Origin of the sequence: Saccharococcus thermophilus, from assembly GCF_011761475.1 — a bacterium.
GTDB classification, from domain to species: Bacteria; Bacillota; Bacilli; order Bacillales; family Anoxybacillaceae; genus Saccharococcus; species Saccharococcus thermophilus.
On sequence record NZ_JAASRS010000001.1, the window covers coordinates 1,516,006 to 1,536,021 of the forward strand.

The window sequence follows — 20,016 nt, forward strand, 5'->3', positions numbered from 1 at the left end:
CAATTCCTCTTTGAAAAGCAGCTTTTTTAGCAAGTCAAGCGCCTTCGATAATCCTTCGTGAACCTCCCTGACTAAATCAAAGATTCTGGTCGGGGCATCCATTGTCTGAAATACAGCTGTACTCAAGCTAATGGAACACCTTCCGTGTGAAACGCCTGATGTAAGCTAATTGAGGGTTTCATCGAAAGCACATAATCATATCCTACCGCGCGAAGCGTACTGACGATATCCCGCCATATTTTTTCGCTTTGTCCATATCCGACGGTGCGGAACACCCAAGAGCGTTCTAATATATTGCTTGACACTTCACACGATTAGAGTCGTGTGGAGCGTCAAACTTCGATCGAATTTCCTTCTTCCACAATATGATAAAGAAGATGTGCCAAATGGTGAATTGGACCGTATTGCTCTTCTTCCTCGCTTTCCTCATCTCCGAATTCAAGATCATTTAAGTAAAGTGCGATGAATTCGTAAAAATCTTTTAGCTCAAATCCGTAGCACGCGCTCGGGTCTTCGTTGTCTTCTTCATATTGCAAGACGAGATACGATACGTTTCCCTCTGCGTCCGCGGCGTCAAAAAAGACGAAATAACCAATATTCGTATCTAAGTCAAATAAATGTCTTGTTCCGCCTTCGGTTGCTTTGTCAAAGTCTTGTTGGTTTAGCTTTTGCACTTTCATCGCTTCTACTTCATCTTCGCGGTGAAATTGGACCGTAAAAGTTTTCATGATTAATTCCTCCTTGTTTTTAGAAAATGCTTAACGAATACGTTTTCGAAAGCAGCTCTAGCAGCTTCATGCCGGTGAGGCTGTTTCCTTTCTCGTCCAATGCCGGACCGAAAATGCCAATGCCGCAGCGCCCTGGGACGGCGGCGAGGATGCCGCCCGAGACTCCGCTTTTTGCCGGGATGCCGATTTTAATTGCAAATTCGCCGGAGGCGTTGTACATGCCGCACGTGACCATAAACGTTTTGCAAATGCGGGCGACATCAAGCGGCATGATTTGCTCCCCAGTGAGCGGATTGCGTCCATCCATCGCAAAGATAAGACCGATGCGCGCCAAGTCGTCGCATGTCATTTCGATCGCGCATTGTTTCGTGTAAAGGTCCATCAGCTCTTCGACATCTTCATTGATAATACCATGCTGCTTGAGAAAATAACAGAGCGAGCGGTTTAAAAACGCCGTTTCAAATTCGGACTGGGCCACTTCGGGCGAATAGGTAATCGTCGGATTTCCCGCCAGTTTCCGGACAAACTGCAAAAGCCGCTGAAACCGCTCCTCGACCGAAGCACCGGCAATCATATGCGTCACCGCGAGCGCACCGGCGTTGATCATTGGATTGAGCGGCTTTGCCGGCTGCACTTCTTCCAGTTTGGCGATTGAATTAAATGGGTCTCCCGTTGGTTCCATGCCTACCTTTCGAAACACTTCTTGCTCCCCACGTTCCATTAAGACAAGCGCCAGTGCGATAATTTTCGAAATGCTCTGCAACGTCACTTTATGGGTCGTATCCCCCGCATCGATGACATTGCCGTCGGGCGTACAAATAGCGATCGACAAATCGTTTGGATCCGCTTTGCCAAGAGCGGGGATATAGTCAGCAACTTTGCCGTAGCGGGCGTATTTCTTTGCCTGTTCGACAAACCGCTCTAATTCCGATTTTGTATACATTCGCCATCACCTGTTGTTAGTATGACCGGCTAGATGGCTGATATGTAAAAAAACCGCTGAACGTGCAAAATTCAGCGGTTTTTTTGATCGTGGTTTAGTACATCTGGCCTTTTTTCCAAATCATAAATCATTTTATGAATGACATCATTGATGAGCAACATCCTCTCACGCTCCTCTGTCTTATTTGTATTGATTATAGAAAATCAAACAACATGCGACATCGGAGCGCGGGTGTAACTTTAATCGGCTATTCGTATGACCATCCTATCGGTCAAAAGTTGCAAAATTTCATCATTACGCTATCAATCCCATTTCTCTTCCTACTTTCGCAATCCGTTCGAGCGCCCAATCTAATTCTTCCTTCGTCAAAGAGGAAGAAAGAGAAAAGCGGATGCGGGACGTGCCTTCGGGAACAGTTGGCGGCCGGATCGCTACCGCGGCGATGCCGTGTTCTTGAAGCCGCTCGCTCATTTGAACCGTTTGCTCGTTCGAGCCGATGATGATCGGAACGATGTGTGTCGTGCTTTTTCCAATGTTAAACCCTAATTTTTGGAGCTCAGTGCGGAAATAATGGCTGTGAACTTGCAACGTTTGTCTTCTTACATGTTCTTCTTGAACAATCTCAATCGATTTTTCAATGACACCAAGAACAGCTGGAGGTAAAGCGGTCGTAAAAATAAAGCTGCGCATCGTATTCATCAAATAATCAATGAGCCATTGTTCTCCCACAACATAAGCGCCAAAGCTGCCTAACGCCTTGCTGAAGGTGCCCATCTGGATATCGACCTCATCTTGCAAATGAAGATGGTGAACAAGACCTTCTCCTCTTTCTCCATAAATGCCGCTGCTATGCGCTTCATCGACCATCAGTATGGCATTGTAACGTTTTTTTAACGTCACTAATCCTTCTAAAAGCGCCATGTCTCCATCCATGCTGAAAATCGAATCGGTGACAATCAACTTCCGCTTATGCGGAGATGCTTGCTTCAACAATGACTCTAAATGATCGAGATCGTTATGATAATAACGATAACGTTCTGCCTTGCTTAGTCTGATGCCATCAATAATGCTCGCGTGATTGAGCCAGTCGCTAAATACAATATCATCGCGGCCGATCAGAGACGCAATGATTCCGAGATTAGCCGTATATCCGCTATTGAAAATGAGCGCTGCTTCTGCCTTTTTCCATTTTTTTAACGCTTCTTCGGCTCTCGTATATAGTTCATAATTGCCGACAATAAGACGCGAAGCAGTGGCTCCCGCTCCATATGTACGCATCGCTTGACATCCCGCTTCGATTAATCGTTTATCATTCGCTAGCCCTAGGTAATTGTTTGATGCTAAATTTAACATCTTCTTTCCGTTCATGACAATCCATGCGCTATCCGAAGAGGATACATTCTTTAACATCCGCTTTTGTGCTTTTTGTTCTAATTGATGAAGTACGGATTGAATATGATTTTTCATCCTCATCCTCCAATTGTTAACTTATAAAATATTTTTGTTTACATTATAACGATACAATGTCAATGTGCACAATTACTTCTTCTCGTTAGAAGCTACGTTATTTTTCTTTAAGTGTTTATTTAGAACAATATTTTATTAAAAAATTAAATGAACAAAATAACACGAGACGACGTTTGCAGAAAACATCGCCTCGTGCTTGGCTTAAGGTGAATGAGTTATTCCATCCACAACATTCTCATATTTCCGTTGTCCCAATATCTTCTTGTACGGCGCGAGCGGCCCGTGCGGCGCGAACGGCTTCTGTTGCGCGAACGGCCTGTGCCACCCGTCCAGCCTGTATCACCTGTCCAGCCTGTGCGACTTGTACGGCGCGAACGGCTTCCGCTCCGACCTGTACGGCCTGTGCGGCGCGAACGGCCTGTGTCACCCGTCCAGCCTGTGTCACCTGTCCAGCCTGTGCGACTTGTACGGCGCGAACGGCTTCTGCTGCGGCGCGAACGTCCGCTGCGACCCGTACGTCCGTTGCGGCCCGAACGTCCACTGCGGCCCGAACGTCCACTGCGGCCCGAACGTCCGCTGCGGCCCGTACGTCCACTACGCCCGCTACGTCCACTGCGGCCACTACGTCCGCTTCGGCCTGTACGGCTTCTGCTGCGGCCTGTACGGCTTCTGCTCCGACCCGAACGGCTTCTGCTGCGGCCTGTACGGCTTCTGCTGCTCCAACCGCTTCTGCTTCGGTCTGAACGGCTTCTACGGCGCGAACGGCTTCTGCTGCGCGAACGTTGGCCTACTGGCTCTTGATACAAATACTCTCCTAGACCCTCCGTTTCAAGTTCCTTTACAGCAGTTTGAATGTCATCATGAGTATATGCTCTCATTTTTTAACCTCCTAATATAATGTTCATTATTGGAAAGATAGAAAAAGAGGAGTTAATGTTCATCTATCTTTACCTGATAATAATGTACGTTATTTGCCCCAACGTTGATTTAGACACATGTCTATGGTTTTATAAAATACACAAATGCCTAGAGTAACAAGAGCCTTACCATGCACATAGGATTTATTGAACATAATCAGAAAGGAAGAGAGCATAGATGGCAACTAGTCAGTTACTTCTATTTTCCATTTATATCCATCCCAATGATTTGCGGGAGCTGCGCCGCGACATTTGGAACGATGAACCTGTTCCTGCTACGCTTACATTTCATAAAAAAAAATTTCATATCGATATAAGCTATCGCGGCTCACACATTCGAAAATTTAAGAAAAAATCCTATTTTATCTCGTTTTATAAACCTTATTTCTTTCATGGAGCCCATGAACTTCACTTGAACGCGGAATATAAAGACCCTTCTCTCATGAGAAATAAACTTTCCCTCGATTTTTTCTCGGATCTTGGCGTCCTTTCGCCTTCCTCTCAACACGTTCTTTTATCGATCAATGGAAGGCACGAGGGAATTTATCTTCAATTAGAATCGGTGGATGAATTTTTCTTAAAAAAGCGCCAATTGCCAATAGGACCTATTTTTTACGCGATTGATGATGACGCTAATTTTTCGCTGATTGGTTCGTTTGAGAATGTCCCTAAAACATCTTTAGATATGGGCTATGAAAGAAAGCTGGGAACTCGAGAGGATCATCGATATCTTGAGGAATTCATTTTCAAATTAAATACAACGCCAAAATATGAATACGAATCTGTCATGTCCAATATTTTGGACGTAAATAAATATTTGCGCTGGCTTGCAGGAGTTGTTTGCACGCAAAATTTCGATGGCTTTGTTCACAATTACGCGCTATATCGTAATCCAGATTCCGGCTTATTTGAAATCATTCCGTGGGATTTTGACGCTACTTGGGGAAGGGATATTAATGGAAAACAAATGGATTATGATTATGTACGTATCGAAGGATTTAATACGTTAACTGCTCGATTATTAGATATCGAGCGCTTTCGCAAAATGTATTATGACATCATGAAACATACATTAGATCATGAATTCACCGTGGAGTTTATGAAGCCAAAAGTGGAGGAACTTTATCAGCAATTGCGGCCACATGTCTTCAATGATCCGTATATAAAAGACCATATTGAACAGTTTGACGATGAGCCCGAGCAGATTTGCGAGTTCATCGAAAAACGAAACGCTTATTTAAAAAGCCAGTTATCTACCCTATTATAAGATAGGCTGAAGTGGAATTTGGTACCGTCAAGAATTTTGTGTAATATAATGGGGGTAGGGTTTCTCTGAAATGGATTTGGAATGAATAGGGAACTAGTTTCCTCCACACAGGAGACTGAATATTCAGTCTCCTGTGTGGAAAGGGAGAATCCCCCTATTTTGTTTATTTACAGTATTTGGTTAATGATAACGTTCTTCAAACATTCGCTCGAGGGCTTCCTGTGCTTCGGCAAATCCTCGCAACTTTCGCCCTGCCCATTTCTCATTAAAATCTTGAATGGTCAAATATACGATTTTTTCAGCGGCTTCTAAACTATTCAAACTGTTCATCGGCTTTAGACGTTTCCGAATCTCCTTGATCGTTCGTTCAATGGCATTCGTCGTGTAAATCACACTTCGAATACTGCTTGGATAATCCATAAATGTAAGGAGGACATCCAACTCATTGGCCCAAGATTGAACTTCTCTCGGATACTTGCTTGACCATTTCGACTCAAACTGTTGAAACATCTGTAACGCCATCTCCTTATTCGGCGCGCGATAAATCAGCCTGAGATCCTCGGCCACTTCAAATTGGTCTTTTTTCCGAACACGATGGAGCGTGTTACGGACTTTGTGAACGACACAACGCTGCACATCGGCTTTCGGATAAACCGCCTTAAAGGCTTCCTCCAACCCTGGTAGTCCATCGAATATGCCCAGAAGCACTTCCTTGGCGCCTCTTTGGTAGAGGTGTTGAAGAATTTCCTGCCATACATAGGCGCTTTCTTGTCCTCCCACAAAGAAATCAAGAATTTCGCGATATCCTTCTTCGTTCACCCCTAACACCACATAAATGACTTCTTTCTCCACGGTTTCGCGACGAAGTTTTACGTATAAACCATCCAAATATAAGACGGAATAACGCTTGTGCAGTGGACGAGTGTGCCATTTCTCGATGTCTTCCTTCACGACATCGGTAATACGGCTGATCGTCGCAGGAGAATAGGTGCTTCCTAGAATTCGTTCGATAAACTTGCCAATTTCCCGTGTACTCATGCCACTTTGGTACATCCTAATGATTGCTTCCTCCAGCCAGCCGGTGTGCCGTTGGTAAGGGGCAAACAACTGTGTTTGAAATTCTCCGTTTCGGTCTCTAGGGACCAAAAGACCTTCAATCCGGCCATATTGCGTATCTAGATTTCGTTGATAGTAGCCGTTTCTCATATTTGATGTTCCGGCCTGTTCTATTTCGAGGAAATTCTTGATTTCTTCCCGCATGATCAGTTCTAATTTTTCCTTTACAAACTGACGAATGACACTTTCCAGTTGATTTGCCCAGTCGACATTCGGTATACTTTTAGACATAGGTAGGGTTCTCCTTTCTCTGGAATGTTTGGGTTCAATCAGAGAATACCCTACCTTTTTTATTTTGATCTAGTAAAATGCTTTACACAAAATTTTATACATCATCTGGAATTTTTTCATGTTAGGCGATTGATGGATAACTTTTAGTTATAGGGATACGTATATATGCATTACGAATAACCATTATGGATAAATAACAAGGAGGAACAAATAAATGATAAGAAAACAAAAGGATAGTCAATCAGTGGAGTCAAATGCTTATCTAAAATCGTTAGTAGGCAATAGAATAAAAGTATACAGAGGAGGGCCAGAATCTTGCGAAGGCAGGCTTTTAGATGTTCAGTCTGATTATATTGCACTAATGCCAGAGAAATCAAACGACAACTCAAACAACAACGCAAACGATGATAACTCGAAAAACGATAACGCAATTATTTATTATAACTTAAGACATGTCCAAAGCATTAGTGAAAATTTAAAATCTAACTCTGTTGAATCTAACTTTAGACATGTCCAAAGCATTGTCCAAAGCATCAATGAAAATATTTATAGTAACTTAAAACAGGTCCTAAACATTAGTGAAAATTTAATAGCTAACTTAAAACATGTCCAAAGCATCAGTAAAAATTCAAATAACTCTGTTGAATCTAACTTAAAACAGGTCCTAGGCATTAGTGAAAATGCAAATGCTAACTCTGTGGAATGGTCGTTCGATTTTAATGGCCCTACGGAATTGGTGTCAGCGGACGATTTTACAGAATTATTAAAAAAATTGACCGGCAGCATGGTCAAGGTGAATCAAGGTGGTCCTGAATCTAAAACAGGAATAGTGGTCGTTGTTGCTGGTGATTATATGGGTCTCTTAACGGAAGACGATGGCATTGTATTTTATAATACAACTCACATCAAAAGTGTAAGTGTGCAAAACATAAACCAAGATTTCGATCAAAATATCGATCAAAGTACGCCTCTCAGCGATTCCCCTATCCTTAATGACATCCATGCACAAAATTTCTATGAGTTATTTGATTATTTGGCATATAAATGGGTCTCTATTAACCGCGGCGGTCCTGAAGCGTCAGAAGGAATTCTTGTGCAAGAAGAGGGAGAACATTATACGTTAGTGAACAAAGATGAAGTTATCCGGATTTACCCTTATCACATTAAAAGCATTAGTATTGGTTCAAAAGGCTTTCTTAAACAACAGCAGCAACAACAAAATAATGAAGATGCGGAGAATGAGAGCGACAAAGATGAGGATATGACAAATAAAGTGGAAGATGATAGAACATCGGACAAAGACCATCGTGACAGAGAATATCATGACATAGAATATCGTGACAGAGATCATCGCGACAGAGAATATCGTGACAGAGACTATCGCGACAGGGACCATCGCGACAGAGAATATCGTGACAGAGATCATCACGACAGAGACTATCGCGACAGAGACCATCGTTCAAGCGGAAAAAGCGATTCACGGGAAAGAATCGTTAAAACAATTGATTATATTTGGGATCCGAAACGATAAATCGTTTCCTATTCCCTTACTTTAAAACGGTCGACGTTCATGAATAAAAAATCATCATTTCACGCCATATCAGCTCCCTTTGAATCGCTTCTCCATCATTTATTCGTAAGAGATTGGAAATAGTTCTATGTCTCTTCTTTTAACGCCTTGTATAGCATATATAAATATTGTCGTTGTAATGCTGATACAAAGATCATTTTTCTAGTAGATGCACAAGTGTAAACTAATTTTGTGCATCTAATGCTTGTTTTACATTGTTGAAAGGAGGAAAAAAATGAATAATTTACATTCTTTAGTCGGAAAGCAAGTACAACTAGAAGTCTCAGGAAAAGTAATGTTGCAAGGAATACTTGTCGATGTAGGATTAGATATCCTTGTGATTTACAACGGAAAAGAATATTTATATATTCCTCATTTGCACATTCACAACATCAGATTATCTACGAACCCACTTGAGGAATTATCGAATGTGACCCCCGAATTGCCTTTTGATGGAGATGACTCGATTTCCTATCGGAAAACATTAACCAACGCGAAAGGCCGGTTTGTCGAAATTTATGTGACAGGAAATAAATCAATCCATGGCTATGTTACAGCTATTTTAAATGATTACTTCGTTTTCTACTCACCTGTGTATAAGACGATGCTTATTTCTCTAAACCATTTAAAATGGCTAACCCCCTATCAAACAAACATTACTCCATACACGCTAGGCAATGAAGTGCTGCCAGTGCAACCAACCAACACTCCACTACAAAGGTCGCTAGAAGAACAACTTAAAAAATTGGCGGGAAAATTAGTCGTATTTGATTTAGGCGACCATCCGATGAAAATCGGATTGCTTAAGCAAGTACAAAACGACATCATTGAACTTGTAACCGCTAGCGGAGAATCCGTATTTTGGAAAATCATGCACGTAAAAACGGTTCATCTTCCTTAATAAAATTAACTTCCCTCTCTCTGCAACACTAAAATCTTTATGTACAGGAGGGAAGTTATTTTTGTGTGAGTATGAGCGACCATATGTACGAATGGTCAACTACCCGCCACTTAAAGCCTAGAGGCTTTTGAAGTGGGAGCTCCTGCGCTAAAATGATGAACCGTTTTATCATAACCGATCAAAAAGATCCCCACTTCAGCCAGGAAGGAAGTCAATGCTTCAACGTCTTGCGTGATTAAGCTTATTTTTCAGCGGCAACACTTCCTTCCATGTTTATCTTTTCGACAAAAACTCAATCCGATTGTGGAACGGATCGCGAAACGAAAACCGCTTCACCCCTGGAATCGGTTTTTCGTCTTTGGTCGGAACGCCATTTTCTTCTAGGTAACGGCGCACTTCATCGATGTTTTCGACTTCAAATGCAGGGTGGCTTTTGCTGTTGTAGCCGCTTCGGTCTTCAACGCCGATATGAAGCTCGATATCGCCGATTCGGTACCAAAGGCCGCCGTTCGCTTTTAGGGAGTCCGGCTTTTCGATTTCCGTAAAGCCGAGCAAATCGGTGTAAAAGGCGCGCGCCTCATCTTCGGCGCCGAAAGGGATGCAAATTTGTACATGGTCTAATCGTTTGACGCGAATGTCCATGTTTCTCCCCCATTCTCGAATTTACCTTTTATTTGCCGTATAAAGAAAAGCGCGGCAATGGCAAAGACAAAAAGCACTGCCTCAATCAGCCATACGTTCGTGATCACGCGCGCCTGGTACAACGCCGGCGCCGTATCCATGAGCGCATGCAGCAAAATCGCGTAGATGACATAGCGAAACTTCCGCTCGCGCACGCCGAACAAAACGAGAAGTGACATCGCGATATGAAACACGAGCGCCATCGCCCGTTCCAATCCGCCCAATATATACATAGCAAATGGCGTATGCAAAATTTGATTTTTAATCAATTCCGCTTGTTCTTGCGAAAGCGCCGCTGCGACCGTTTTGTCAAACGTTCCGGATTGAATCAAGCTTGCAAGCACCAGTGCGTTCACCGCACCAAACACGCCAATCAAAATCGCTTCGATGCCGCCATGCCCGAGTCCGTACGATAATCCGTCTTTATATTCGCGGTGTTGTTTCAGCATCCAGCGAAAGCCGACATAGCGGCCGATTTCTTCAAAGATCCCAGCCGAAAGCGCCGCATACAGGACAAACAGCGCTACGTTGTCCGTCCATTTTAGCGAGGTTCTGCTCGGGTCAATCATCACCACATGCAGCGCTTTTTCGAGTACCTGCGAAAATAGTAAAAAAGAAGAACACCGATGCCGAGTGGCTTCCATGACAGCCATTTTCTCTTATGAAAGTAAATGAGCAAACCAAGCGGCACGAAGAGTGACATGACTAGCTGTGTAACCATCCCGGCAATGCTTAATGTACTTATCATTTGCGTCTACCCTCTCCTATTTATTTCCATACTTTCATCCGCTCGGCCAGCGTCGACGTATGCAATTCCAATTGCGTACCGTCTGAATCAAGAAAGTTGACCGAAAGACCGCGGCCGCGGCGGATCGGTTCCCAGACAATCGTCACATCGTTCGCTTTTAGTTGTTTTACCGCTTCTACAAAATCTTGTTCATCGATAAAAAACGCCACATGGTCCACGCCGATCTGCGGACGCTGCTCTGCCATGTCCGGACGCTCCTGCAGGCAAATCCACGCACTTCCCCATTCTAAGTACGCATCCTTCCGTCCACGATGAACAAGCTTCATTCCTAATACATCCACATAAAAACGAAGCGAACGAACCAAATCCTTCACATTGATGGTTACATGGCTAAATCCTTGCACTTTCATGCATTCGTTCTCCTAGCCTTTTAGATTCCTGGTTCCAAATTGTTGATATCTACTTATTTATCCTTATGGTACCATAAAAGGAAAAAAAGAGCGAGTAATTCCCGCTCTTAAACTAGCAAAAAACGATACGGAATTGACAGTCCGTTGCTTACAGCAAGCTCATGCATTTTCCTTGACTTGTGGATATGCACGTTTCCTTCCGTTCCCATACAACGACAAACGCTTTCGGCACTTCCCCTTTGACCGGGTCCGGCACGCTGATGACCGCGCACTGCTTAATGGCAAGGTGTTCGTTCAGCAGTACTTCTACGTCTTCCGGAAAGACGCTATAGCCGGAAACTTTGATCATTTCTTTAAGGCGCCCTTGGAAAAACAAATAACCGTCTTCATCCAAGCAGCCAATATCTCCGTTATACCCCCATCCGTCTCTTAACGTTTCGTTCGTCGCGTCTTCGCGGCGGAAATATGTTCCATAATCAACGAGGCAACCGAAAAAAATCATTATCTATAAGGACAAAAACGCCTCTAATAAGTGAAAACGGCCGCACACTTCCGAAAAGAGAAGTGCACGGCCGTTGGTTAAAGTTAGGTTCATGATGGTCATTTATGCAACATTGCTGGACGATGCGGACGGTGCATTTTATGTGTAAACTTATGAATATAAGGGAGCACCCAATGGTCAAGGCCATATCTGCCAGCATTGGCGCCCGCTACAAGGATGAACACCGTTAACAATACCATTTGCGGGTTTGTGCTCGTCGCTCCCGAGAACATAAACGCAAAATTCATGACAGCACCCATTAGTGCGGCAAACGTTGTAAAAATGCCGAGAATAAGTGCGATGCCGACTAGAAATTCTCCCCAAGGCACAAGCACGTTAAACAATCCGACGTTCGGCAGGGCGAAATGCTCGATAAACGCAGCCCACCAGCCTTGCACCGCTGGATGTTCCCCAGTTGCATTAGCAAGCGCTCCTTTCAAAAATCCCGATGCATCAAACCCTTCCGTTAACTTATGCCATCCTGCGGTGATCCAAGCGTAGCCGAGATACAAACGGAACAACACCATGATGACAGAAGCGCTGGCATGTTCGCGAAGCCATTTAACCATATCCACTCTCCCCTTTCATTATTCCTTACACTTTTATCGTACTACTTTTTGTAGGAATTGAAATGAATTTGCTCACTATTTCACAATTTGTTAATAAATTTATTGCAACATTCGCAACATTTTCTATAACGGCTTTTCGCCTATTGACAACTACTTTTTCTATATACAAAAAAGATAGAAATAATATTATATAGAAAGATGGAATTGCGGGAAGTATTGCGGATTGATATACGTTGACCGAAAAAGGGCGTGTTCTGCAAACGGTAATGGAAGCAATGGAGCCGTGGATGCAATGTGGATTGATGCTGAAAGATAGCGATTGCATAAGATGGCACATAAGTAAAAGCCAGTCTGAAACTGGCTTTTACTTATATGTCAACAAGCGATCCAACCCTTTAAATTCTAAAGCGAGGAAAGCCTGCTTCACTTTTTCTTTGTCTACGTTCCACTCCGCCTCCTCGAGTCGCAGCGCTATCGGAAGATCGCAATAAATTTTTGCTAGTTTTCTAGAAAGATGCAGCATCTCTTCATGTTCTTGCAGTTTTTGCCGCTGCGACTTTGTCAAAAAGGGTAGATGTTCGAGAATCCCTTCAATCGAACCGTACTGACGCACTAATTTTAGCGCTGTTTTTTCGCCGATGCCGCGCACTCCTGGATAGTTGTCGCTTGCGTCGCCCATTAACGCTTTGACATCGACCCATTGTGATGGCAGGATTTCCATCTCCTTTCGAAACCGCTCGAGCGTATAAATATGATAATTGCCAATCCCTTTGTCCAGCAAATATACCGTTACCGTTTTGGAAAGAAGCTGCAGCAAATCTTGATCCCCTGTCAAAATGGCAATGTCCATTTCGTCTTTCCATTGCTTTGTGAGCGTGCCAATACAATCATCCGCCTCCGCTCCTAGTACGCCAATGTTCGGAATATCAAACGCGGAAACAACATGCTTGGCCAGTTCAAACTGCGGGACAAGCTCTAATGGCGACTCCCCTCGGTTCGCCTTGTACATCGGAAACATTTCCGTTCGAAACGTCGTGCTCCCCATATCCCAGCAGCAAACAACATGCGTTGGCTCTATATGATGGACGGCAGCGATGAAATGCTTGACAAATCCATAAACCGCGTTTGTTGGAATCCCTTCGCTTGTAAACATAAAATTCCCATGAATTGCCGTCGCATAAAACGAACGAAATAAGAGCGCCATCCCGTCAATAAGCAGCAACTTTTTGCTCGTTTGCGTCATGGTTGTTTTCCCCTTCCGATGTTGTTAACATAATATTTTTATCGTATAAATAGTGGTAATCGTACAGATGGCATACAATGCCCTTCAGCATTTTTTCGCCTTCTTCCCAGAAGGAAAGGAGGTGATTCTTTATATTATGCCATATATTATACCATTCCCGCTGCCTTCTCTGTTTCCTGTTCGTCAGGGAAAAGAAGACTAAATAAAACTCCTGCCAACGCAGCAATGACAAAAGTAGTAAATTGTGAAATGGTGGTCTTGATAAGGAGAATGGTGGCGATTCCGATTAGAAAAGTTCCCCCTTCTATATTCGGAGCATCTGGGCGGCGAGGTTTACTCTGTAAACCTTTTCATATTATAATAAAAATCTACATAGTATCTAAAAAAAGGAGTGAAAAACATGAGCAATATGGAGCAAAATTTAGAAAAATATGCCGCGCTCGCCGTACAAGTCGGCGTCAACGTCCAAAAAGGGCAGACCCTGTTTGTAAACGCACCGCTTGAAGCCGCTCCGCTCGTGCGGAAAATCGCGAAAAAAGCATACGAAGCCGGCGCCAAACACGTCTATGTCGAATGGAATGACGAAGATCTTACATACATTAAATTCAAATATGCTCCCGATGAAGCGTTTTTGGAATATCCAATGTGGCGGGCGAAAGGCATGGAACAGCTCGTCGAGGAAGGAGCAGCGTTTTTATCGATTTATTCTCCAAATCCTGATTTATTGAAAGATGTGGATCCAACACGAGTCGCCACCGCCAATAAAACGGCATCAAAAGCGTTAAGCAACTACCGCAGCGCGCTAATGGCCGATCAAAACTGCTGGTCGCTCATTTCCGTCCCAACGCCGGCATGGGCGAAAAAAATATTTCCGGACGTCAGTGAAGAAGAAGCGATCGACAAGCTATGGGAGGCGATATTCCGCATCACCCGCGTCGACCAAGACGATCCGATCCAGGCTTGGCAGCAGCACAATGACCGACTCACCAAAATCGTCGATTATTTAAACGAAAAACAATACAAACAGCTCATTTATGAAGCGCCAGGAACGAACTTAACGATCGAACTGGTTGAAAACCATGTATGGCATGGCGGTGCGGCCGTCAGCCAGAAAGGCGTGCGCTTTAACCCGAACATCCCGACGGAAGAAGTGTTTACGATGCCGCATAAAGACGGGGTCAATGGCAAGGTGAGCAATACCAAACCGCTTAATTATAACGGCAACTTGATCGACGGATTTACTTTGACATTCAAAGACGGCAAAGTCGTCGACTTTACCGCGGAAAAAGGGTATGAAACATTAAAACATTTATTAGATACGGATGAAGGCGCACGCCGCTTGGGGGAAGTCGCGTTAGTGCCGCATCAATCGCCAATTTCCATGTCTAATCTAATTTTTTATAACACGTTGTTCGATGAAAACGCCGCATGCCATCTGGCGCTTGGAAAAGCATACCCAACTAACATTCAAGATGGAACAACGATGTCCAAAGAAGAATTAGATAAACATGGTGTAAACGATAGCCTTATCCATGAAGATTTTATGATTGGTTCTGCGGAATTAAACATTGACGGTGTCACGAAAGACGGCAAACGCGAACCGATTTTCCGCAACGGAAACTGGGCGTTTGAATTGAAATAATGGAATTTTATTCATGCTTAGTGGCCACATATTGGTCACAAAGTCAAGCTTATTTAAACCTCACATTTCGCACCCTAACAAGGTCAAAACAAAGGATTTTTTATTTAGTTTTTCAGAATAACTTTTTGACCAACACAACGAGCGATGGCAATCCTTTTTTTACCATCGCTGGTCGTTCCGTATCACGTTACACGTAGATGCTCTCATCCATGCCCAATCCCTGCAGAATCCTTCGCTGATCAGGGGTAAGGGAGCGATCCAGTGAGCGTTGGATGCGCCCATCCGGCAGCTTGAACAGGACGACGTTCACATATTGAAACAGCTGAAAAATCGCCTGTCCCGTCGGCCGGGTCAGCTTGCGGCCTCCAGGACCCTTCAACGGGTGTTCTGGAGTAATAAACTGACGCACTCGGCGCTGAAAAACGCGGTAAATAGCCAAGGCCAACAGAAACAAATAGCCTAATACTGCGACCCGTTCTGGTTTTTTGACGTAAATCTCATCCGTGAAAAACGGATCTTTCAAAAAAGCGAAGTTCATTTCCACCGAGATCTGCCCTTTATACAGCTTCAAGATCTCTTGGGCATCCATGGGTTGGCCCTTCCATTCCTTCGGAACGGTCGTGACAAGGACAAACCGGGACGCTTTCCGTCTCGCCTGTTCCCACGCGTCTTGGTCGAATTCGACGTCAAGGTGCAAGAAATACAGCGTCTCCACCTCGGGTTCCGCCCCTTTTTTCGGCCGTCCGCGCCGTTTTTTCAGGCGTACGATCTCTTCGACCGCGGCCTCAACCCGATGAAACCGGGGGCGAAGGGACGCCTTGAGGGACGCCAAGGCTTGTTCGGCATCTTCCCGGCAGGAGAAGGGGTGACGCTCCCAACGGGCTTGTTCCTCGCGAAGAAGCTCCGCTTCTTTGGTTCGTTCTTTTTCAAGCGTCTTTCCTTTTCGCTGGTCGAGCGCGCTCGATTCAACAACGATCAGCCGAACGGGGTGGCCTTCATACGTCGAGGCCGTTTCCCATACCCGGTACGTGGCGCCGTTTCTCTCCGCCAACGTAAAGGGATCGCTCCACGTCGTGTCCTCAGCATCCGCTTCGGCCAGCGCGGTTTTCACGATCCGGAGCGACGAAGGGCCTCTGGTGATCAAAAAGGCGTTGGCCGCTTTGGTTTGCGCCAGGGTCTCTTTCGTCATCGCGGCGGAATCGGCCACGTAAATCCATTCGTCTTCGATTTTGGCCTGCTTCAGCTGTTCATGGACACGAGACAGCACCTCGGGATTCCATGTTTTATCGGGCAGGTTGCCATCGTGCACATCGCCGTAAAACGGGATGCCGTCCTCGTTGCCGACCAGTCCGAAACCGATCTGTTTTTGCCAACGATGATGGCGGTTGTAGCCATGTGTGATTTGTAAGGCCTCTAACGAGGCCGATTCATACGCGCCGTAAACGGTCTTGTCCGTCGTATCGGCGTGGAAGGCTCGGAGGGAAAGGCCTTCTTTTCGATAAATATGAATCAAGCAAGTGCTGATGACGTTGTGAATGCCAGCCTCATACAGGCGATCGAGATGACGGGCCAACGCATCGTCGTTCAACCAGGAAGGATGGAGATCGGGACGGATGAGTTTCTCACAATCGACCTCCTGAGCCCAATGTTCCAAGTGAACAAGGGCTTGCCGGCCGTCAAACACATTGTAGAGGATGGCCTGAACGGCATCGCTGACTCGCGTTTGGCACTGCGGATCGACGGGCACGAGATGGTCAATCAATTGAGGCAGACCCAGTTTCTTGAATAGGGCACTTATTATATTCAAATAAGAATTGCGATAGACCTTTTTGACTTGAACGTTCATAAGTGAAAAACTCCTTTACGTTCCTTGTGTGTCAAGGATTCATTCGACATCGGAACGAAAAAATCCTCCCGATTTTCGTCGAGAGGGTGCGAAATGTGAGTTAAACAGTTTGCCTAACCTATTAGCCGCATCCTTCTGCATACTCGGGAGGACGTGTCTATATTTAATTTAACCCTTTTTCACGAGAAGTCTCCCTCCTCGAAACGAAACATTTCCACAACAAAAAATCGGCCCATGAGGCCGATTTTTTGTTAAATCTCGTTATACTTGAATAACTCCTTTTTTGCGGAAATGGTAATCCATTCGTATTGTCGGAGTTTTACTTCAAACAATGTTAGCGGATCGCGGTACGTTTCCGGATTCGATCTCATTTTCTCCAGTTCTTCTTCTTTTTCATTGATTTCTTTTTTCGTTTCTTCTACCGTTTGATTCAGTACGGCAAACGGGTCTCGGAAAAAGAGCGAAATATCCCGTTCCAGTGATTTCTCAAACAATTCGAATTGCAAAAGCAACTTGTTCACAATGGATTCGGTAACGTCTAAATAATCCTGATTTTCAACAAACTGCTTGTATTTGTTATATAGCATCGCATTGTTTTGCTGGAAGGCTCCAAACAGCTTTCCGGCACCTTTCAATAAAATTTGATACGGTGTGCGGCGGAGAAAAATATTCACCTTCTCTATTTGCACGCCGCTCGTCATCCGGTCTGCGTCCCGGCGCCAGTCGTCAAGCACTTTAAAGTCGCAATTCAGCTTAAGCCGCTCTTCCCCATACATCTCATTAAACCCATGGCTTATTTCATCCAGGAAAGATTGACAGTGATTCAGTTCATCATTTGCCGTTAAAATCCATTCCTGAAGAGAACGATAAAGCTCAGGCAAGACCTTATCGTTTACATAAGCATGTACTCTCCGGTTCATCTCATTATTTAGTTCAAGGTGAATTTTACGGAAATCACTGTCTTCTTGAATCATATCAGAAGTTTCACGTAAAATTTTCGGAATATTTTCCGATAGGTCTGATCTGACTTCCTCCAGGACTTTATGGAACGTTCTTGTGATAATTCGCGCTTTTTCTTCTTTCAAATCCGTTAATTGATGGATTGCGCCGTTTAGCTTTGTGACCATTTCTTCATTCCATTTAATCGAATCAGTTAAGCTGTTTTCCATTTCTGCCCGTTTATCCAATAAATGACTGATTAATTGACGAATAGAGATTAATATTTTTTCAATTCGATCGTCCTCCGCAATTTGCCGGCTCAAGTTTTTCAAGAACTCTGCTAGGTCATTTTGTTGTTTTCTGCTTCTTAACCGTGATGAATAGGCAAACACCCGAGCCTCTGGAACATATGTCCGAACCCTCGAACGAGTGTCTTCAACAATCGCGGCGGCTTCTTGTTCATCATAAATTTCATCGATTTTATTGAGCAGAAAATGAATTGAAAGATTAGGCGCATATTTGCGAATCTGCATTAGGATCTCTTGTTCTTTTTCGGTAAAAGGATCGTTCGCATCCAGAACAAATAATAAACTGTCGGCAAAATGCAGATATTTCAACGCCTCACCTTCAATAGGGCTACAGTCGCTAAATCCCGGCGTATCAACAAGAACTAGCCTGTTTTCCTGCAAAATTGGCGATGGAAGAGATAACTCAATAATCGTATTGTCAAAAGCCTTATTCAGCCGTCTATCTACTGCCTCCTGGAATTCATGGAAACTTGAAAATGTCGTTAATTCTCCATCGGATATTTTTCTAATCTCCGTTTCATCATCCCCCTTAAATGCAATGACGGAAGATGTCGGACCAGTTAGGATATTTTCTCCGAGAACCGAATTGATAAAAGCAGACTTCCCATTTCCGGAAGTTCCAACTACCAATAAATGATGTGTTTGAAAATCAACCAGTTCCCGAATGATCCATCTGAAGCGGTGACCTGGATCAACATGCTGCGCTTCCGCCCATTTTACGATGGAATCGAATAATGTAAGGCTGTATTCCAAACCGTCTGTCTCATTGCGGGAATGGAAAATAAGATGTTCGGCATCATTGACAACCTCTGGACTAATGCTGGACGGAAATTTCTCGCTCCATGCCAATACCGCTGCAGAAGCAAATAAAGCATGAGAATAATCGGCTATTTTGAGCCAGTTCGTTAAGATGTTCGGAATAATCCCATCCAGTTCTTTCATTAAATACTTTCCATCGATCAATTCAAAATAAGTTTCCAGATAAAGCGCTGACAGCTCTTTCCAAGACTGCTCCCGTCTTGCATCCAGATTGAAGAAAAGGTGGTTAAATTCCCTTAGCCATGAAAAATAGGAATGCTCGTTTTTGTAACTATTCCATAATGCCTGAACCATCTGTTCAAATCTTTTCTGATCCACTCCGTATAACGTGACTAAGCATTTTGAAAAGTAATGCGGTTCAAAGGTTTTGGTTAATCCTTGTTCTGCATATGTTTTTAAAATATCAAACCATTGAGGAGACTCTGTCCGGATTGCTTCATTTACGGCCAGTTCAATTGCACTCTTCCAATCCTTGTGTTTTTCGTAAAAGGCGCGAGCAATATCAGTAACATTCGGATACTCTGGATTAAAGGATACCGCTTTTTTAATCACTTGATCCGCTTTTTCAAGCTCGCCTTGGTCTATGTAAAGCGAAAATAATTGCAGCGCAACTTCTGATTGCAAGACACTGCTTTCCGTATTAATGGATTTATAAATCTCTTCAGCTGTTGATAATTGCCCGATTTCATAATAACAATCCGCTATATTTTTCTTCGCCCATGGTTCTAAGTCATTATGAACGTTTTCCCATTTGAAAATAGCTGCTTCATAATCTTTGTTATGAAAATATACTTCTCCTTGGGCAAAACGGATGGTGGAAATGTCAGCTGTCCCATCTTTATGCCCGGCAAGAAAAGCTTCTCCGAGCACACGGACAGGATTATTTTCATCCGCTTCCATCAATGTTTCATAAAATGTTTTTTTGATCAGTTGATTCTCTACCGTCATGTTTATCACCCGACCTATATATTTAATCAGTATATATTTTACATACCGTACTATATAGTTATTAAAACTTTCTTGTTTCCATCTTTAATATTCTAGCAAACATATTTTTGCAATAAAGTTTCAAACTGTTTTCATTTATAATACAGATTTTTATCATCGTGTAAAATTTCAGCTAAATTATG

The 20,016-nt window shown here is 43.7% G+C and carries 16 protein-coding genes and 4 pseudogenes; 4 read left to right on the forward strand and 16 right to left on the reverse strand.

Translation table 11 applies throughout. The features are described 5' to 3' along the window. Window positions 1-178: 178 nt before the first annotated feature. The 6 genes and pseudogenes from BDD39_RS16765 to BDD39_RS16770 all read right to left on the reverse strand — a co-directional run. Window positions 179-299, reverse strand: a pseudogene (locus BDD39_RS16765) (sugar phosphate isomerase/epimerase); the annotation flags it as partial. Between the two features lie 33 nt (window positions 300-332). Continuing rightward, window positions 333-728 carry a cytosolic protein gene (locus BDD39_RS07825; RefSeq protein WP_166909593.1) on the reverse strand — a complete coding sequence of 132 codons (396 nt, stop codon included), beginning with the start codon at window positions 726-728 and terminating at the stop codon, window positions 333-335. A 19-nt stretch (window positions 729-747) separates the two neighbouring features. Beyond that, a complete protein-coding gene (gene glsA, locus BDD39_RS07830; protein WP_166909595.1) occupies window positions 748-1,671 on the reverse strand; it encodes a glutaminase A in 924 nt (307 codons plus the stop codon). A 294-nt stretch (window positions 1,672-1,965) separates the two neighbouring features. Continuing rightward, window positions 1,966-3,138: an 8-amino-7-oxononanoate synthase gene (gene bioF / locus BDD39_RS07835; RefSeq protein ID WP_166909597.1), complete on the reverse strand. Its 1,173-nt coding sequence runs from the start codon at window positions 3,136-3,138 to the stop codon at window positions 1,966-1,968. A gap of 235 nt (window positions 3,139-3,373) precedes the next feature. Continuing rightward, window positions 3,374-3,751: a hypothetical protein gene (locus BDD39_RS16415; RefSeq protein ID WP_243846015.1), complete on the reverse strand. Its 378-nt coding sequence runs from the start codon at window positions 3,749-3,751 to the stop codon at window positions 3,374-3,376. A gap of 190 nt (window positions 3,752-3,941) precedes the next feature. Beyond that, window positions 3,942-4,016: pseudogene (locus BDD39_RS16770) on the reverse strand (CotG/ExsB N-terminal domain-containing protein); the annotation flags it as partial. Between the two features lie 217 nt (window positions 4,017-4,233). Here BDD39_RS16770 and BDD39_RS07845 point away from each other — a divergent pair. Next, a complete protein-coding gene (locus tag BDD39_RS07845; RefSeq protein ID WP_166909601.1) occupies window positions 4,234-5,322 on the forward strand; it encodes a CotH kinase family protein in 1,089 nt (362 codons plus the stop codon). Window positions 5,323-5,502: 180 nt separating this feature from the next. On the opposite strand, the gene BDD39_RS07850 is transcribed toward BDD39_RS07845, so the two are convergent. After that, window positions 5,503-6,669: an IS256 family transposase gene (locus BDD39_RS07850; RefSeq protein WP_166907797.1), complete on the reverse strand. Its 1,167-nt coding sequence runs from the start codon at window positions 6,667-6,669 to the stop codon at window positions 5,503-5,505. Window positions 6,670-6,883: 214 nt separating this feature from the next. On the opposite strand from BDD39_RS07850, the gene BDD39_RS07855 reads away from it, so the two are divergent. Together BDD39_RS07855 and BDD39_RS07860 are read left to right on the forward strand one after the other, a co-directional pair. Next, the gene (locus tag BDD39_RS07855) at window positions 6,884-8,200 is read left to right on the forward strand and encodes a hypothetical protein (RefSeq protein WP_166909603.1); all 1,317 of its coding nucleotides are present in this window, start codon (window positions 6,884-6,886) and stop codon (window positions 8,198-8,200) included. Between the two features lie 274 nt (window positions 8,201-8,474). Next, window positions 8,475-9,140, forward strand: coding sequence for a DUF2642 domain-containing protein (locus tag BDD39_RS07860; protein WP_166909606.1), 666 nt, complete (start codon window positions 8,475-8,477; stop codon window positions 9,138-9,140). A 273-nt stretch (window positions 9,141-9,413) separates the two neighbouring features. Here the strand turns inward: BDD39_RS07860 and BDD39_RS07865 are convergent, their stop codons facing one another. The 7 genes and pseudogenes from BDD39_RS07865 to BDD39_RS16590 form a co-directional block, all read right to left on the reverse strand. After that, the gene (locus BDD39_RS07865) at window positions 9,414-9,782 is read right to left on the reverse strand and encodes a VOC family protein (protein WP_166909608.1); all 369 of its coding nucleotides are present in this window, start codon (window positions 9,780-9,782) and stop codon (window positions 9,414-9,416) included. Next, a pseudogene (locus BDD39_RS07870) lies at window positions 9,758-10,569 on the reverse strand (YhfC family intramembrane metalloprotease). Before BDD39_RS07870 ends, BDD39_RS07865 begins: the two are co-directional and overlap by 25 nt. A 20-nt stretch (window positions 10,570-10,589) precedes the next feature. Further along, complete coding sequence (locus BDD39_RS07875; protein ID WP_166909609.1) at window positions 10,590-10,979, reverse strand: VOC family protein; 390 nt, start codon at window positions 10,977-10,979, stop codon at window positions 10,590-10,592. A gap of 208 nt (window positions 10,980-11,187) precedes the next feature. Beyond that, window positions 11,188-11,445, reverse strand: a pseudogene (locus tag BDD39_RS07880) (AMP-binding enzyme); the annotation flags it as partial. 134 nt (window positions 11,446-11,579) lie between these two features. Beyond that, a complete protein-coding gene (locus BDD39_RS07885) occupies window positions 11,580-12,089 on the reverse strand; it encodes a DoxX family protein (protein WP_166909611.1) in 510 nt (169 codons plus the stop codon). Between the two features lie 364 nt (window positions 12,090-12,453). After that, window positions 12,454-13,332 carry a 5'-3' exonuclease gene (locus BDD39_RS07890; protein ID WP_166909614.1) on the reverse strand — a complete coding sequence of 293 codons (879 nt, stop codon included), beginning with the start codon at window positions 13,330-13,332 and terminating at the stop codon, window positions 12,454-12,456. After that, entirely contained in the window at window positions 13,298-13,423 is a 126-nt protein-coding gene (locus BDD39_RS16590; RefSeq protein WP_279587938.1) for a hypothetical protein, read from the reverse strand. The genes BDD39_RS07890 and BDD39_RS16590 overlap by 35 nt, the downstream gene beginning before the upstream one ends. Window positions 13,424-13,732: 309 nt before the next feature. Here BDD39_RS16590 and BDD39_RS07895 point away from each other — a divergent pair, with 309 nt between their 5' ends. Continuing rightward, window positions 13,733-14,974 carry an aminopeptidase gene (locus BDD39_RS07895; protein ID WP_166909616.1) on the forward strand — a complete coding sequence of 414 codons (1,242 nt, stop codon included), beginning with the start codon at window positions 13,733-13,735 and terminating at the stop codon, window positions 14,972-14,974. 187 nt (window positions 14,975-15,161) lie between these two features. Here the strand turns inward: BDD39_RS07895 and BDD39_RS07900 are convergent, their stop codons facing one another. Beyond that, entirely contained in the window at window positions 15,162-16,820 is a 1,659-nt protein-coding gene (locus tag BDD39_RS07900) for an IS1634 family transposase (protein ID WP_015863777.1), read from the reverse strand. A gap of 251 nt (window positions 16,821-17,071) precedes the next feature. After that, entirely contained in the window at window positions 17,072-19,834 is a 2,763-nt protein-coding gene (locus BDD39_RS07905; RefSeq protein ID WP_166909618.1) for a dynamin family protein, read from the reverse strand. Window positions 19,835-20,016 lie beyond the last annotated feature (182 nt).